At 46.6% G+C, this 15,326-nt stretch carries 12 protein-coding genes; 9 read left to right on the top strand and 3 right to left on the bottom strand.

From position 1 onward, the window contains the following. Positions 1 to 8: 8 nt before the first annotated feature. The 5 genes from FS628_RS05245 to FS628_RS05225 all read left to right on the top strand — a co-directional run bounded on the left by FS628_RS05245 (position 9) and on the right by FS628_RS05225 (position 6,895). Positions 9 to 968 (top strand): ABC transporter permease, encoded by a 960-nt coding sequence (locus FS628_RS05245; protein ID WP_145319745.1) that lies wholly within the window; start codon positions 9 to 11, stop codon positions 966 to 968. Positions 969 to 986: 18 nt separating this feature from the next. Next, complete coding sequence (locus tag FS628_RS05240; protein WP_145319743.1) at positions 987 to 1,889, top strand: carbohydrate ABC transporter permease; 903 nt, start codon at positions 987 to 989, stop codon at positions 1,887 to 1,889. Positions 1,890 to 1,942: 53 nt separating this feature from the next. Next, complete coding sequence (locus tag FS628_RS05235; protein WP_145319741.1) at positions 1,943 to 3,538, top strand: ABC transporter substrate-binding protein; 1,596 nt, start codon at positions 1,943 to 1,945, stop codon at positions 3,536 to 3,538. A 97-nt stretch (positions 3,539 to 3,635) separates the two neighbouring features. Further along, entirely contained in the window at positions 3,636 to 5,801 is a 2,166-nt protein-coding gene (gene bglX / locus FS628_RS05230; RefSeq protein ID WP_145319738.1) for a beta-glucosidase BglX, read from the top strand. Positions 5,802 to 5,878: 77 nt separating this feature from the next. Beyond that, positions 5,879 to 6,895 carry a LacI family DNA-binding transcriptional regulator gene (locus tag FS628_RS05225; protein WP_145319735.1) on the top strand — a complete coding sequence of 339 codons (1,017 nt, stop codon included), beginning with the start codon at positions 5,879 to 5,881 and terminating at the stop codon, positions 6,893 to 6,895. Between the two features lie 296 nt (positions 6,896 to 7,191). On the opposite strand, the gene FS628_RS05220 is transcribed toward FS628_RS05225, so the two are convergent. Further along, positions 7,192 to 8,256, bottom strand: a complete 1,065-nt coding sequence (locus tag FS628_RS05220; RefSeq protein ID WP_145319732.1) for a phosphodiester glycosidase family protein — start codon at positions 8,254 to 8,256, stop codon at positions 7,192 to 7,194. Further along, positions 8,253 to 8,663 carry a uroporphyrinogen-III C-methyltransferase gene (locus tag FS628_RS05215; protein WP_062833490.1) on the bottom strand — a complete coding sequence of 137 codons (411 nt, stop codon included), beginning with the start codon at positions 8,661 to 8,663 and terminating at the stop codon, positions 8,253 to 8,255. The genes FS628_RS05220 and FS628_RS05215 overlap by 4 nt, the downstream gene beginning before the upstream one ends. Positions 8,664 to 9,101: 438 nt before the next feature. On the opposite strand from FS628_RS05215, the gene FS628_RS05210 reads away from it, so the two are divergent. The 3 genes from FS628_RS05210 to FS628_RS05200 all read left to right on the top strand — a co-directional run bounded on the left by FS628_RS05210 (position 9,102) and on the right by FS628_RS05200 (position 11,932). Beyond that, positions 9,102 to 9,758 (top strand): response regulator transcription factor, encoded by a 657-nt coding sequence (locus FS628_RS05210; protein ID WP_145319729.1) that lies wholly within the window; start codon positions 9,102 to 9,104, stop codon positions 9,756 to 9,758. A 134-nt stretch (positions 9,759 to 9,892) separates the two neighbouring features. Next, positions 9,893 to 11,116: an aminotransferase-like domain-containing protein gene (locus FS628_RS05205; RefSeq protein ID WP_145319726.1), complete on the top strand. Its 1,224-nt coding sequence runs from the start codon at positions 9,893 to 9,895 to the stop codon at positions 11,114 to 11,116. Positions 11,117 to 11,305: 189 nt separating this feature from the next. Then, a complete protein-coding gene (locus FS628_RS05200; protein ID WP_145319723.1) occupies positions 11,306 to 11,932 on the top strand; it encodes an FMN-dependent NADH-azoreductase in 627 nt (208 codons plus the stop codon). Positions 11,933 to 12,042: 110 nt separating this feature from the next. Here the strand turns inward: FS628_RS05200 and FS628_RS05195 are convergent, their stop codons facing one another. Beyond that, on the bottom strand, positions 12,043 to 12,888 hold the full coding sequence (locus FS628_RS05195) for a DUF2161 domain-containing phosphodiesterase (RefSeq protein ID WP_145319720.1): 846 nt from the start codon (positions 12,886 to 12,888) through the stop codon (positions 12,043 to 12,045). Between the two features lie 361 nt (positions 12,889 to 13,249). Here FS628_RS05195 and FS628_RS05190 point away from each other — a divergent pair, with 361 nt between their 5' ends. Continuing rightward, a complete protein-coding gene (locus FS628_RS05190; protein WP_036610009.1) occupies positions 13,250 to 15,145 on the top strand; it encodes a PrkA family serine protein kinase in 1,896 nt (631 codons plus the stop codon). Positions 15,146 to 15,326: the final 181 nt, after the last annotated feature.

Here is a 15,326-nt window from a genome sequence, read left to right as displayed (position 1 = left end):
GATGCAATGTGAAACCTGCAGCCGAAGGACCTAGCAAAAAGCTGAAGGGAAACGTGAAGGGCAATTCGCTCTGGACTGAAATCTGGAAGCACCGAATGACATACACCCTGCTTATTCCGGGGCTTGTCTGGCTAATCCTGTTTGCCTACTTGCCAATGGGCGGCCTGTCTCTGGCGTTCAAAGATTACAAGGCTAATCTGGGCATCTGGGGAAGTCCATGGAGCGGATTCGAGAACTTCAAATATGTTTTCCGTGATCCAACCTTTATCGATGCAGTATGGCGTACGCTGTACATCAATATTCTAAAGCTGATTATTCAGTTCCCGTTCCCGATTATTCTGGCGTTGTTGCTGAATGAACTGCGGATGCGCAGAGGGAAAAAGTGGTTCCAAACCGTACTTACGTTCCCGCACTTCCTGTCTTGGATCATCGTATCCGGGGTTGTCATCAATGTCCTGGCATATGACGGATTGGTCAATAGCGCGCTCGGATTACTCGGATTGCCAACGATTAACTTCCTGGGTTCCGAATCCAACTTTGTACCGATGTTGCTGTTGACTGATATATGGAAATCAAGTGGATGGGGCGCGATTATCTTCTTGGCTGCCATCTCAGGTATCGATCAGGATCAGTATGAGTCGGCACAGATTGACGGGGCTTCTCGTATGCAACAGATGTTCCGTATTACCTTGCCAAACATTCTACCAACCATCACGGTAATGTTCATTTTGTCGGTAGGTGGACTGATGTCTTCCGGTTTCGACCAGATCTTCAACTTGGCAAATGCAGCAACCAAAAACGTATCGGAAGTACTCGATGTATATATCTATCGGATTACGTTCCAGTCATCAACCGATTTCTCATTCTCGACAGCGGTCAGCTTGTTCCGTTCCCTGGTGAATATGGCCTTGCTACTTCTCGCTGACAGATTTGCCAAGTGGCTTGGCGGAGACGGTTTGTTCCGATAAGAGAGGAGGAGAAATGAGATGAGCAAGAAAGCTAACAAAAAGCCGAGAATTGGCACAGAAAGAATGACACTTCTTGATTACTTCATATTTGCCATATTACTTGTACTTGCATTAATGATTCTGATTCCATTCTGGAATGTCATCATGATCTCGTTTGCAACACAAAAAGAATATGCTGACAATCCATTTTTGATGTTCCCTAAAGAATGGACATTGGATTCCTACAAGGCATTGTTCGCTGACGGAACGATTCTGTCGGGGTACAAAAATACAATTATATTGCTAGTCATCGGCTTGCCACTCAGCTTGTTCCTGACAACAAGCATGGCATATGGCCTTAGTCGCAACAAATTTCCGTTTAAGAAATTTCTCTTTTTCCTGGTACTGTTCACCATGATCTTTAATGGTGGTATCGTACCACTGTACCTGATCATGAAATCACTTCATCTTACAGGTACGCTGTGGTCCGTTATCCTGGCGGGAAGCTTCAGTGCTTTTAACATGATTCTGATGATGAACTACTTCTACACCTTACCGGAATCACTGATGGAATCAGCGAGACTGGATGGTGCCGGAGAGTGGAGAATCCTGTTCTCCGTCGTTCTCCCGCTGGCTACACCTATTATGGCTACGATCACATTGTTCTACGGTGTGGCTTACTGGAACAGTTGGTATGATGCGATGATATTCCTTCGAAAAGCGGATCAGTTACCGCTCCAGAATGTACTCCGAAATATTATCGTGACATCTACGACGAATGCATCCAATGCATCCAGTGTGGATGCTGCCCAGGCAAGCAACTTCTCAATGGGCATGAAGATGGCGGCCGTATTTGTCACCATGGTACCAATTATGTGTTTCTTCCCAATGCTGCAAAAACACTTTGCCAAAGGGGTATTAACAGGGGCAATCAAGACCTGATTATACGTATAGGATTTTGCAATAAAATTCTACTAAAAACATGGGGGTAAAACATGAAAACGAACAAAAAGTTGTCAGTAAGAGCTCTCTTTGCCATCACGCTTAGTGTAGTTATGCTGATGGTGACCGCTTGTTCCAGCCAAGGAGCTTCAGGTGGTAACGAAAAAGATGCAGAGGGAAATTACAAAGACAACCTGACCATCTCTGTAGCTAACCTGACAGAAATCAAAAACGGGAACCTGGATAATGACTTCCACAAGTTCTGGACAGACAAATTCAATGTAACTTGGGACTACAACTATATTGATTGGGATTCATGGGGCGAGAAGCTTCGTCTGTGGATCAACTCTGGTGACTTGCCGGATGTAGCGGTATGGAACTACGTACATGGCGATGCCATAAACAGCATTGAACAAGGTTTGTTCTACAAATTCCCGGATGACTGGAAAGAACGCTGGCCTAACGTGGCAGCAGCTTACAATTTGACAGGTCTTGGAGACAAGTTGGAAGAATTGACGGGTGGAACATATGTCCTGCCTAGACCAATCTACTTCGAGAACAAACCAGCTGACCCACTCACGAACCAAATTGGTGTCATTGCGCTTCGTAAAGACTGGGCTGAAGCAGTTGGTTTTGAACTGAAAGATGCTTATACAACAACCGAATTGAATGAATATGCTGCGCTAGTGAAAGAAAAAGATCCAGGCAAAGTGGGTAACAAACTTGTACCTCTGTCCTACAATGCGGCAGATGCCATGACAAACATGATTATGCCAAACAGTGTGCATGCCATGACTGATTCTCCGTTCTACAAAGGTGAAGATGGCCAATTCCATTGGGGACCAGCAGATCCTGAAACGCTGACAGGACTTAAATTGATGCAAAAAGCCTATAAAGACGGACTGCTCAATCCTGAGTTCTACACATGGAAAAACAATGAAGGTCAAAACAACTTCAAAGTAACAGGTACAGCTGCTGTAACAAGTCTGGGCGGACTGGCTTCGTACAGACAAGGTCTGGATTCTGATATGAGAAAAAATCTGGGTGTAGATAGTGATGAACTGGTACACACAGCAATCGTAGTAGGCGATGACGGGAAATACCGTAACATGGAGCAAGCCAACTTCTGGTCTGCATTGATCTTCAATCCGGACATCAGTGACGAGAAATTCGAACGGATCATGGATCTGATCGATTACTCCGCAACAAAAGAAGGACAGTTGCTCATCAACATGGGCTTTGAAGGAAAAGATTGGAAATATGATGAAAACAACGAACTCGTTAGCTTGTTGCCAGAAGGAACGGTATTGGAAGATAAATATCCAGCACGTTTCGAAGGTCTGTATCTGCTCGGTGACGACTTCAGTGTTGTAAACCCTGCAATCAAAAAAGATTACCGTGATAGAGCCGTGAAATTGTTCGAAGAAAAAGCAAAACTCGGTACAGAAGGCAAATCACTTGCAGCATATGATTGGGATATCAACCTGTACGATTCCAAAGCTAAGAGTCAAGCTTCATTCGATTACCAGAACGAATATGCCAACCTGATCCTGAAAAGCGGAGATCTGGAGGCTAACTGGAAAGAATGGGTGAACAGTAAAATGTCCCTGGTTCAACCTTATCTGGATGAGCTAAACGAGAAATTCTAGTAATCGTTCAGTAATTAATTTTGAACCCGGTGCGCGGTCTCTCCCCGAACGCAGCCGGGTTCTTTATTTCAACAACTTGTAGTGGAGGATACTATTGATGAATAACGAGCAGTTGTTAGACCTGGTGAAACAGATGACGTTGGAGGAAAAAACAGCACAGCTTCTTCAGTTGACTGCCAACTTCTATGAAGGAACGAATGTGGAAGGTCAGATCACCGGACCGATGGAAGAAATGGGAATCACGGAGCAGTCCGTGGATGCCAGTGGCTCCATTTTGGGGTTGTCCGGTGCACAGGCCATCATTGATGTACAGCAAGCTTATATGAAGAAAAGTCGTCTGGGCATTCCACTCTTGTTCATGGCTGATGTTGTACATGGATTTAAAACCATTTTCCCGATTCCGCTGGCCATCGGTTGCTCATGGGATACCGAACTCGCTGAGAAAAGTGCTGAAATTGCAGCACGTGAATCGGCTGTATCCGGTTTGCATGTTACCTTTGCACCGATGGTGGATCTGGTTCGTGACCCGCGCTGGGGTCGTGTGATGGAGACGACAGGAGAAGATCCTTATCTGAACAGCTTGTTCGCGGCTGCATTCGTACGTGGATATCAAGGAGACAGCTTGAAGGATGAGCCGGAGCGTCTTGCAGCTTGTGTCAAACACTTTGCGGCGTATGGAGCGGCTGAGGGTGGTCGGGATTATAATACGGTGGACATGTCCGAGCGTAACCTGCGTGAGTACTATTTGCCAGCGTACAAAGCAGCATTGGATGCGGGTGTGGAAATGGTCATGACTTCGTTCAATACAGTCGACGGTATTCCGGCGAGCGGCAACGAAAAGCTGATGCGCGGTATATTGCGTGACGAGTGGGGCTTTGATGGCGTACTGATCTCGGATTGGGCTTCCATTCGCGAGATGATTGCCCATGGCGCTGCGGAAGATGACCGTGAAGCGGCATACCGTGCCATTCGCGCAGGGGTGGATATGGAGATGATGACACCTTGTTATGTGCATCATCTGCCTGAGTTGATTGAGAGCGGTGAAGTAGAAGAGGAACTCATTGATGAAGCCGTTCTGCGAATTTTGCAACTGAAAGAAAAGCTGGGATTGTTCGACAATCCACTGCGTGCAGCTGATCCGGAACGTGAGCGCGAGATTGTGTTCTCCAAAGAGCACCGTCAGGTATCGTATGAACTGGCAACGAAATCAGCTGTTCTGTTGAAAAATGATGGCAACGTTCTTCCGCTTCAGCCGGAAGCTAATGTAGCCCTTATTGGTCCTTTTGCACAGAGTCCAGACATTCTGGGTTGGTGGTCCTGTGAAGGGGTTAAGGAAGATGCAATCAAGCTGGGAACAGCTCTGCAAGAGCGTTTGACGGGTGGGAAAGTTCAATTTGCCCAAGGCAGTGATGTTCATACCATCACAGCTGAGCAGATTGCCGAAGCTCTGGAAGTGGCAAGCAAAGCAGATCTGATCGTCCTGGCTCTAGGGGAAGACTCCGAGATGAGCGGAGAAGGTGGCTCACGTACGGATATTCGTCTGCCAGCGGCCCAATTGGAATTGGTCAAACAGCTCAAAGCAGCAGGGAAACCTATTGCCACCGTTATTTTCAATGGCCGTCCATTGGATCTGCATGGTGTAATCGATGAAACGGATGCTGTTCTTGAAGCCTGGTTCCCGGGTAGTGAAGGCGGAGCTGCGATTGCAGATGTTCTGACAGGTGTAGTGAATCCATCTGCACGTCTGACCATGTCCTTCCCGCAATCCGTAGGTCAGATTCCGGTGTATTACAACCATTTCAATACAGGCCGGCCGCTTAACCCGGAAAAGACGGAAGAACGTTATGTATCCAAATACATTGACAGCCCCAATGAACCTTTGCTTCCATTTGGCTACGGTCTCTCTTACACTTCCTTCGTTTATGGTGATCTTGAAGTGTCAAGTAACGAGTTGACTGCTGATGAGTCTTTGAGCATCCAGGTTCGTGTAACGAACACAGGTGAGCGTGCAGGAGTGGAGACCGTTCAGTTGTATGTTCGTGATGTAACGGGTGAAGTGGTTCGTCCGATGCGTGAGTTGAAAGGATATGTGAGACTTGCACTTGCACCAGGCGAGAGTGGTAAAGCCACGTTTACATTAAATGAAGAACAGCTTCGCTATCACCATTCTGACTTAAGTCATCGCAGTGATCGAGGCGAATTCCATATTCTGGTTGGTCCGAACAGCCGGGATACCCAAAAGAAATCATTCCGACTCGTGTAATCCGATGGATGGAAAGAGTAATGTGTCAGGCCTTTCACTATGGGAGGCCTGATCAACATAACAGGGGAGCGAAGAATGTGGTCAGTATCAAGGATATCGCCAAACAGGCGGGAGTTTCTATATCCACCGTGTCATATGCGCTGAATGGCAGCAACAAAGTGACCGATGAGACGAGTTCCAAAATTTTGGCCATAGCCAAAGAGCTGAACTATGTTCCAAATGCCGCTGCAAGAACACTGAAGAAGAGAGAATCCAAAATTCTGGGTGTTTTCTTGACCGATTTTAGCGGAGATGTATATGGAGACTTACTTAGTGGCATGAAAGCCGTATGTAATGCTCAAGGTTATGACCTGATCGTGTGCAGCGGTAAACAGTCCCATCGCATGCTTCCGGAACGGATGATTGATGGTGCAATCATTCTGGATCATACGTTTGCAAGTGAAGAACTGATGCAATATGCCGATCGAGGGCACAAAATCGTTGTACTGGACCGGGAGATGGATCATCCCAACATTAATCAGGTTCTGCTCGATAACAAAGCCGGGGCGACACTTGCCATGGAGCATCTGATTGAACAGGGACATAAGAAAATCTATGTGGTGACGGGACCGGAAGGTTCGTTTGACTCTGTGCAGCGTTTGAAGGCTGTAAGACAGGTTGCGGAACGTGAAGCCGATGTAGAATGGATTGAGATCACGGGGGATTTTGAGAAGAGTGGTGGAGAACGAGCCGCAGATCAGATTGTACAGGCGTATGATGGACCAGCAGCTGTATTCTGCCTTAATGATGAGATGGCTATTGGCTTGTGTGATCGTCTCGCAGACAGTGTACTTGGCGTGGGTCAGGAGATTGATGTCATCGGATTCGACAATATTGAACTGAGCAAATACGTGCAGCCGAGATTGGCAAGCATTGATTATTCCAAACGTAAGTGGGGATCACTCGCTGCTGAACAATTAATCAAGATTATTGCTGGAGAACCCGTTGACCATGAACGGATATACGTGACACTGGTTGAGGGTGGGTCGGTGAGTGGACCTACTCTGTCTGATTCTATGATATCAATGCAAAGTGACCGGGCGGTTAGCTATTGATCCCGTCTAGCAAGAGACAAGGCTTAGAAGAATTGAAGCATTCTTTTAAGCCTTGTCTCTTGCTATTTCGAGAATAGAGCATTAAAAAAAGCCTCTCCGGAGAGAGGCTTGGCCTTTACAGGCCTTTTGTCTTGTCATTGTTGTAGGATGAAGTGAGAATGCCTGTAATGAAGAGAGTCAATACAACTGCAATAATCCAGAATGTCAGTGAAAACGACATACCCTTCGCACCTCCTGCACAAGCTCATTTTCTTCTATTATAACCATTATAAGTAGAAAAGAAATGCTTCACCCCATCATTTATAAAATAAAAAGTGTGTGGGCACCGGTCTGAGGCTGCCATCCGAAGGGTTATTCACAACCCGATTATTCAGAATAAGCGAGGAAGATCCACCGCCATCCAGATTATAGGCATCGATGACCCCAAGCTTGTACAACCGTCCTTGCAACTCTTCAAGGGTAGCACCAGAACTTCCGCCTTCATTATATCCATCGACCACGATGATCAACAACTGATCGTCTTTGTAATTGCCGATGACAGTACGAGGTGCTCGTTTGGGTGATACCTTCCACTTATCGGGAATTGCTGTTTTGCGCCCATTCTGTAGCAGCACCGGTACAAACGTAGCCCCGAATTGCGGTTGCAGGCGATCCAGCGAGTTTTTATCGAAGAACTTGCCTCCGACCAGCTTGCCGGCATCGTTAAGTCCTACAAAGAACAAATCTTTGAAACTGGCCTGAAAACCATTCACGTATTTCCCATCCATGACGGTTGTGCTGAGAGGATAACGTTTGCCGCCACTGTCAGCGAACCCTCCTGCGTTGATACCGGCAATTGCGCCGTTACGCTTCACAGCCTGCATGGTTGTCTCAGAACGTCCAGGTTCGCTATCCAGAGCCATCTGCATGGCCGTGGGATCTTTTAGCTTAATCTTCATGGCATAGCCCTTATAACTGCCAGGATTCACTCTGTACATTTCAATCGTCAGCCGGTCACTGTCTACCCGTTCAAATGGAACGCCCAGCTTGGATGAGATTCGTTTGTTATAAATGCTTTCTGGGCGATCCGCCTGAGCAGTCGCCTTCTGCACAAGTGTAGACATCGTACTCGTTGTCTTATTATAGAGCTGTGTCGTTCTTTTAATAGAAGAAGAAGTCTGGACAGCAGCGTCTTTTGCCCCGGCAAGCTCTTGGCTAATTGCTTGGGTCCGGGGAGTAATGCTGTCCTCTGACAGCTCGGTGGGAATCAAACCTCCGGGTTCAAGCGGAGGACGAAGCAGCAGCAGACATACTATGAATCCAACAAAAGGAGCGAGTGCAAGCATAAAAAAACGATTAACCTGTTTGACGGGTGTAATCATTTGAGCAGGTCCATCTTTTTCTGGAGTGTCTCCAGTTGTTTTTTGACTTCGCTCAGCTGGGTATACAGTTTGTTGCTGTTATCCGTTTTGTCACTTGCATTATCCTTGGTAAAAGTCAGCAATTCATTGAAGGATTGAACCTGTCCTTGCAGGTCGGCTACTTCCTTCGATATCGTTGTTAGCTGCTTTTCATAGTCGGTTTTTAGCGCTGCAATCTGCTGCTGATTATGGGCCTGAAGCTGGTTAATCATCTGTTGCTGGAGATGGTTACTATAGTAGTAGGTTCCAACGACTCCTAGTGCAATCAGAACAATCCACATTACCAGAAACAGCTTGATTGAAGATCCGGCCTTGCCTTTGGCACTCCGGGTGTGATGGATGTCAGAGGGCGGGGCAGATGGTTTCATATCATCACTCCTGGTCATTTATAGGTACAAAAATTTTTCCAGTCCTCATTCTATCATGCCCCTATTGATTACGCAAAAATGAAATTCTTTACTTAATAGAGCAAAAAGAGATTGCATCGGAAGGAAGTCCTAGGATACAATTTCTTATAGATGCAATAAGTAGGAACTTTGGGCAGGTTTTTCGACTTTTTTAGATAGAAATGCAGGAAATTTATACTATATTTTGACCTTTCCGGGCATGGAGAGATGAACATCATGGTGTTTTTAGAACAAAATACAGTGAAGATAGAGCTTTTTTAACTGCCTCATCCTGTATTTTTATGTTTTTCGACATAATCCGACCTGTGCTTCTTCTATACTCGGACTGTCGCAAGACGATGGAATCATCATGACAGAAGGTAGAAGTTATTTGTCCAATACATAACAGGGGGAACAACAATGAAAAAAGTATGGCAGGTGGTCATCGTAGATATCCACCCCACCAGCATGCTCGGTACAAAATTGATTTTGGAAGAGCAGCAAGATCTGACGGTACGTGGCATGACTTCGACCGGAACAGAAGGGCTCGAACTGGTGAACATTCACCAGCCTGATCTGGTTCTCATGGATTATCGTCTTCCGGAGGGCCAGGCAGATCAATATATTGCCCAGATGAAGAATCTGTCAGCACATAGTCACATCATCATTTTAACGGATGAAGACAATGTGAAGCTGTTTCGTCATCTGATGAGTCTTGGTGCAAGCGGCATGCTATCCAAACAGGCTTCCCCTAGCCAGTTGATTCATCTGATCTCGGGGTTACGTGAGGGCCATGTATCCATTCCATTATCGTGGTTGAACAGTGCGGAGTGGGCGCAACCCGTAGAGTCTCCAACAGAAGAACGTGTCATTGAATTAACCGAAACTGAAACTTTTATCATGGAAAGAATTGTTCAAGGGGTAACCTATGATAAAATAGCGAGTGAGATCAACGTTAGCAGGCGATCGATTGATAATTATCTGCGTAAAATATACGTGAAGCTGGAAGTAAGCAGCAGAGCACAGGCCATTGAACGTTATGCCTTGCATGCAAGGCAATCGAAGACGGTATCCTGACGAACCAGGTATGTTCTTCTAGCATCACAACAGGTCAGGTGTGCATCCGGTCATATTCGATGGCGAGCAGGAATAGGTTGTAGGGCTGCGGACTGCGAGTTCAGTTTCGATAGGGATGAAAGGGGATCGGATCGATGAAATATTTCTTTGCTTCCCGTACCAACAGGCTATTGTCATCACCGCTGAGGGATATACGTGAGATGTCTGGCAGGGATTATTTCATTTCTCTGGCAGAGGAATTGCCTGCGGAGGAGTTGTTTCCTTTCAAATTGCTGGAAGAAGCAGCGGTGTCTGTCTTTAGTTCAGGCCCCTCTGCATTGCAATATGGTGAGCCTGCAGGCTACACACCCTTAAGAGAGTGGCTGAACAAAGACTGGAATGCACGCAAAGGCATACGAACGGTACCCGAGCAGATTCTGTTGACCACTGGTACCCAGCAGGCCATCGATCTGGTGATGCGTCTATTGCTTGAACCAGGAGACTCCGTGCTGGTTGAGCATCCTACATCTCCAGGTTGTCTTGAGGTTCTGGAGATGCAAGGGGCCAAAATTGTGCCCGTGATGGGTGATCGGGACGGGATACTGCCTGACCTTTTGGAGCATCACATGCAGCAGGTGAGACCGAAGCTGCTTTTTGCTGCACCCAGTTTCTCGAATCCGACCGGTGCTTTGTGGAGTATGGAGCGGCGGGAGGCTGTGCTTGATCTGTGTTCACGCTATGGTGTACTGCTTGTGGAAGATGATTCTTACGGAGAACTTCATTTCGATGGCCTTGAGCCGGCGGAATTCTATCGTAAATATCCTTCACTCTTTGCACTGGATACTGCCGACCAGGGTGGACATGTTCTCTACATCGGTTCGTTTAGCAAAACGGTAGCGCCCGCTCTTCGAACCGGATGGGCTGCTGGGCACCCTGCACTGATTCAGGCCATGGCTTCAGTTAAACGAATTGCAGATGGTCAATCCAGTCCGATGAATCAGCGGCTGTTGTATCAGCTGCTGGCCCATTCTCCTTTTCGATGGAGTGATCATCTATCCATGTTGAATCGGGAGTATAAGACCAGGCTCAAGCTGATGCTTGAACTGTTGAAAAGACCGGGCTGGAAAGGGTGTCAATACACCATCCCTGAGGGTGGAATGTATCTGTGGGTACAATTGCCCGAAGGATTGGATAGTGGTGCTCTGCTTAAGGCGGCTCTGCCCAAAGGTGTATCTTTTCTTCCTGGATCGTTATGCTCCACAGGTGTACAGGATCAACGCTACATTCGATTGAACTTTAGCCATCCGGGACGCGATGAATTGCTGCTTGGCATGAACCTGATCAGTGAAACCATATCTGAATTTACGGCTCGCAGCTGAGCCGGATCGAAAAATAGATTGTAGCAAAATCCAAATTGGTTCATAAACATCGTGATTACGTTATTGCATCCACTAACATTTTTATATATAATATGAATTAATGAGTTGTTGGTTTCTTTATATAAGCTGCAATTGTGGTGAGTTCAGAAAAAGCACTCATATATTTTATTTAACGGGGGAAAATTCAACATGTCTAATATTTTATTCGTAAAAGCAAATGACCGTCCTGCAGATCAAGCAGTCAGCGTTAAATTGTACGATGCATTCTTGAGCGCATACAAAGAGTCCCACCCAGGTGACACAGTTACTGAGCTGGATCTCTACAATACAGATATTCCTTACTATGGCAACACTGTAATTACTGGTGGCTACAAAGCAGCAAACGGCATTGAAGCAACTGCCGAAGAGCAAAAAGCTGCAGCACTGGCTGCACAACTGCAAGATCAATTCCTGGCAGCAGACAAAGTGGTATTTGCATTCCCGCTCTGGAACTTCACTGTTCCGGCTCCACTGGTGAATTACATTTCCTACCTGAGCCAAGCTGGTAAAATGTTTAAATACACAGCTGAAGGCCCTGTAGGTCTCGTAGGCGACAAAAAAGTGGCATTGCTGAATGCTCGTGGTGGCGTATATTCCGTAGAGCCAATGGCATCTGCTGAAATGTCCGTTAAATATGTAACTAACGTATTGAACTTCTGGGGCATTCAAAACCCTGAAGTGGTTATCGTTGAAGGACATAACGCTTCTGCAGATCGTGCTGAAGAAATCGTTACTGCAGGTCTGAAATTGGCTTCCGAAGTAGCAGTAAACTTCTAATAACAATCTTCTATATAGAACACATCAAAACACCTGTAGTCTCCAGTGGAGATTACAGGTGTTTTTTTGCATTCTCATTTTTTCACATCCGTTACTTCGGATGATCCGAATCAGATCTTGCCTGTATTTTTCAAGTACAACTCTGCTGCTTCAGCAATGTGTGCAAGGTCGTCCTTATTTTCACCAGATACGGAATACGTTACATCAAGTTCATTAATGGTTCGTTCAATCATATCATTATCCTCAAGCATGTGTGCATGCTCGGTTAACGCCTGTACTCCCTTAATCGTCAAAATATACTTTCCGCGGGAGAGGCGTTCAAACCAGCCATAATAATTCTTTTGCAGAATCGCCGCTGCAGAACCTACGCCTGTCTGTCTGGCAAGGTTGGCGGGAGAGGCTTCTCCGTTCGTTCGTAGAGCGGATGCGACACGTAAAGCCTTCTCACGATATGCTGTGACCAGCTGTCTTCGTGTGCTGCCTCCCGTATTGTAGTCTCCACTGCGTTCGTCGAATTCCTTGAGCAATCGTTTCCGCCGAACACCGCTTTTGCGGGCAACTTGATTGGCGCCAGTAAGGGGCGTCTGGGCGGAAGGTTCGCACAGTACATCAATCAGGGGGGCTTTGGTTTTGTAAAATGTGACAGTCAGCAGCCCCAGACCAAGTTGTCTGCATAGTGCAGCCAGTTCGCTCCAGCGTTGGTTCACGGCTCCGCGTTTACTGCGATTGCGCTCGACGGCCAGATACACGAACGGGCTAAGCTTCAAGCGCTGCATGCCCTGCAATAACAGGGAGAGGTTGAATGTTTTTTTCATCTCCACGATCAGTGGTTCGTCTTGGTCCGATCTGACCCCGACGAGGTCACAATGTCTGACTTCCGCCTTGACGTCGAAGCCACGCTGCTCGAAGAAAGCCTTCACAGGCGAATATAATTCGGTTTCGTATTTCACTGCCATCGTCCGTGCTCCTTTCCTGAAGTGGCCTGTCCCTGGCCATACGTTGTACGTTTTCCTGAATTTAGAACCCTCATTATATCATATTCGTTCTTTTTTTTCTGAAGGCACAAGATGTCTGATAGAACAGGGAATAGCCAAAATTCGAAACCTTGGATTGAAAAAAAGAGGTCAACTTATCTGAATTGCCGCATAGGTATGTAATACACTTTTCACAACAAAACAAGATGTTTGGACAGAGGGTGGCGGGACTACACAGGACCGCAAGATTGGTATTCAAGCAGGAGCCGCAATTCTATTGATTTCTTCATACCATTCGGAATGGTTGACAATCACACTAAAGGAGCCATGGGAGGTACCAAGCATGAATATTTTTGAACGCGTTGCGGAACATCGGGCAGAGAGTGACCGTTTGACATGGAACGGAACATTTGAAGATTATATTGCACTGCTGAGAGAGGACCCGACTCCGGCAATGACGGCTCACGCCAGAGTGTATGAGATGATTGAATCGTTTGGGGTGGAAGAAGTAGGTGGGCATAAGCGGTACAAGTTTTTTGAGCAGGAGATCTTTGGGCTGGACCGTTCGATTGAAAAGCTGGTTGAAGAATACTTTCACTCGGCAGCACGCCGTCTGGATGTACGGAAGCGGATCTTGCTCCTGATGGGTCCCGTAAGTGGCGGGAAATCGACGCTGGTGACGCTTCTAAAGCGAGGTCTTGAACAGTTCTCGCGGACAGAGAAAGGTGCCATATACGCCATTGATGGATGCCCAATGCATGAGGAACCGCTGCATCTGATTCCATTGGAGCTTCGTCCTGAAGTGGAAAAGGAGATTGGAGTCCGAATTGAGGGTAACCTTTGCCCATCCTGCCAGATGAGACTCCGTACCGAATATGGTGGTGATATCAGCAAGGTGCCGGTGGAACGGGTCATTGTTTCCGAAGATAATCGCGTGGGAATAGGAACGTTCAGTCCATCCGATCCGAAATCGCAGGATATTGCCGATCTCACAGGGAGTATCGACTTCTCCACCATTACGGAGTTCGGTTCCGAATCCGATCCACGTGCCTATCGTTTTGATGGGGAGTTGAACAAGGCGAACCGTGGGTTGATGGAGTTCCAGGAGATGTTGAAATGTGATGAGAAATTCCTGTGGAATCTCCTGTCACTCACGCAGGAAGGGAACTTCAAAGCAGGACGCTTCGCCTTAATCAGTGCGGATGAAATGATTGTGGCGCATACGAATGAATCGGAGTATAAGTCGTTTATCTCCAACAAGAAGAATGAAGCGCTGCAATCCCGGATGATTGTCATGCCAATTCCGTACAATCTGAAGGTGTCCGAGGAAGAGAAAATCTATGCCAAGCTCATTCAACAAAGTGACATGAAGCATGTTCATATTGCACCGCATGCACTGCGGACTGCAGCCATTTTTTCGATACTTACCCGCTTGAAGGAAACGAAGAAACAAGGCATGGATCTCGTTAAAAAGATGCGCATGTATGATGGTGAAGAAGTGGAAGGATACAAAGAAGCCGATCTGCGCGAGATGCAAAATGAGTATTTGGATGAAGGGATGTCTGGCATAGATCCACGGTATGTCATTAACCGGATCTCCAGTGCTTTGATCAAGCAAAATCTTCAGTGCATTAACGCGCTGGACATTCTGCGGGCGATCAAGGATGGTCTGGACCAGCATGCCTCGATCACGAAGGAAGAGCGGGAGCGTTATCTGAATTTTATCGCTCTTGCACGCAAGGAGTATGATGAACTGGCCAAGAAGGAAGTGCAGAAAGCATTTGTGTACTCATTCGAGGAGTCCGCAAGAACGTTGTTCGAGAATTATCTCGATAATATTGAAGCGTTCTGCAACTGGTCCAAAATTCGTGACCCGCTCACGGATGAAGAGATGGACCCGGATGAGCGTCTGATGCGTTCCATCGAGGAGCAGATCGGGATCTCCGAGAATGCAAAGAAAGCGTTCAGGGAAGAGATTCTGATCCGAATCTCGGCATACTCCCGCAAGGAGCGCAAGTTCGAATACAGCAGCCATGACCGTTTGCGTGAAGCGATTGAGAAGAAGTTGTTCACCGATCTGAAAGACATCGTCAAGATCACAACCTCAACCAAAACACCGGATGCAACACAATTGAAACGTATGAATGAAGTCATTAAACGCTTAATTGAGGAACATGGATACACCGCAGCCAGCGCGAATGAACTGCTGCGTTATGTGGGCAGTCTGCTTAATCGCTAATCGGTAACGAACCATTCCGGATCAGGCTCCTGATGCCTGCTGTGAGGCTCCTTCACAGCAGGGTCAGGGCCTTTTTAATTCCATGAAGGTCATATTAATCTAAAAAGCTGACAAATAAGGTTAATTTTAAAGAATTAGTTCTAATGGTATATGTATATTTAGGTATTTTAGTCTATAATCG

The sequence above is a fragment of the Paenibacillus xylanexedens genome, assembly GCF_007676705.1.
Taxonomy (GTDB): Bacteria; Bacillota; Bacilli; order Paenibacillales; family Paenibacillaceae; genus Paenibacillus; species Paenibacillus xylanexedens_C.
Note: the sequence above shows the minus strand (reverse complement) of the source record. Positions and strands in the feature narration are given on the sequence as shown.

Bases quoted from the DNA above. Each gene is read 5' to 3' on its own strand.
- FS628_RS05235 (WP_145319741.1), top strand. From the start codon at position 1,943: ATGAAAACGAACAAAAAGTTGTCAGTAAGAGCTCTCTTTGCCATCACG.
- FS628_RS05240 (WP_145319743.1), top strand. From the start codon at position 987: ATGAGCAAGAAAGCTAACAAAAAGCCGAGAATTGGCACAGAAAGAATG.
- FS628_RS05215 (WP_062833490.1), bottom strand. From the start codon at position 8,663: ATGAAACCATCTGCCCCGCCCTCTGACATCCATCACACCCGGAGTGCC.
- FS628_RS05210 (WP_145319729.1), top strand. From the start codon at position 9,102: ATGAAAAAAGTATGGCAGGTGGTCATCGTAGATATCCACCCCACCAGC.
- FS628_RS05200 (WP_145319723.1), top strand. From the start codon at position 11,306: ATGTCTAATATTTTATTCGTAAAAGCAAATGACCGTCCTGCAGATCAA.
- FS628_RS05190 (WP_036610009.1), top strand. From the start codon at position 13,250: ATGAATATTTTTGAACGCGTTGCGGAACATCGGGCAGAGAGTGACCGT.
- FS628_RS05205 (WP_145319726.1), top strand. From the start codon at position 9,893: ATGAAATATTTCTTTGCTTCCCGTACCAACAGGCTATTGTCATCACCG.
- FS628_RS05220 (WP_145319732.1), bottom strand. From the start codon at position 8,256: ATGATTACACCCGTCAAACAGGTTAATCGTTTTTTTATGCTTGCACTC.
- bglX (WP_145319738.1), top strand. From the start codon at position 3,636: ATGAATAACGAGCAGTTGTTAGACCTGGTGAAACAGATGACGTTGGAG.
- FS628_RS05195 (WP_145319720.1), bottom strand. From the start codon at position 12,888: ATGGCAGTGAAATACGAAACCGAATTATATTCGCCTGTGAAGGCTTTC.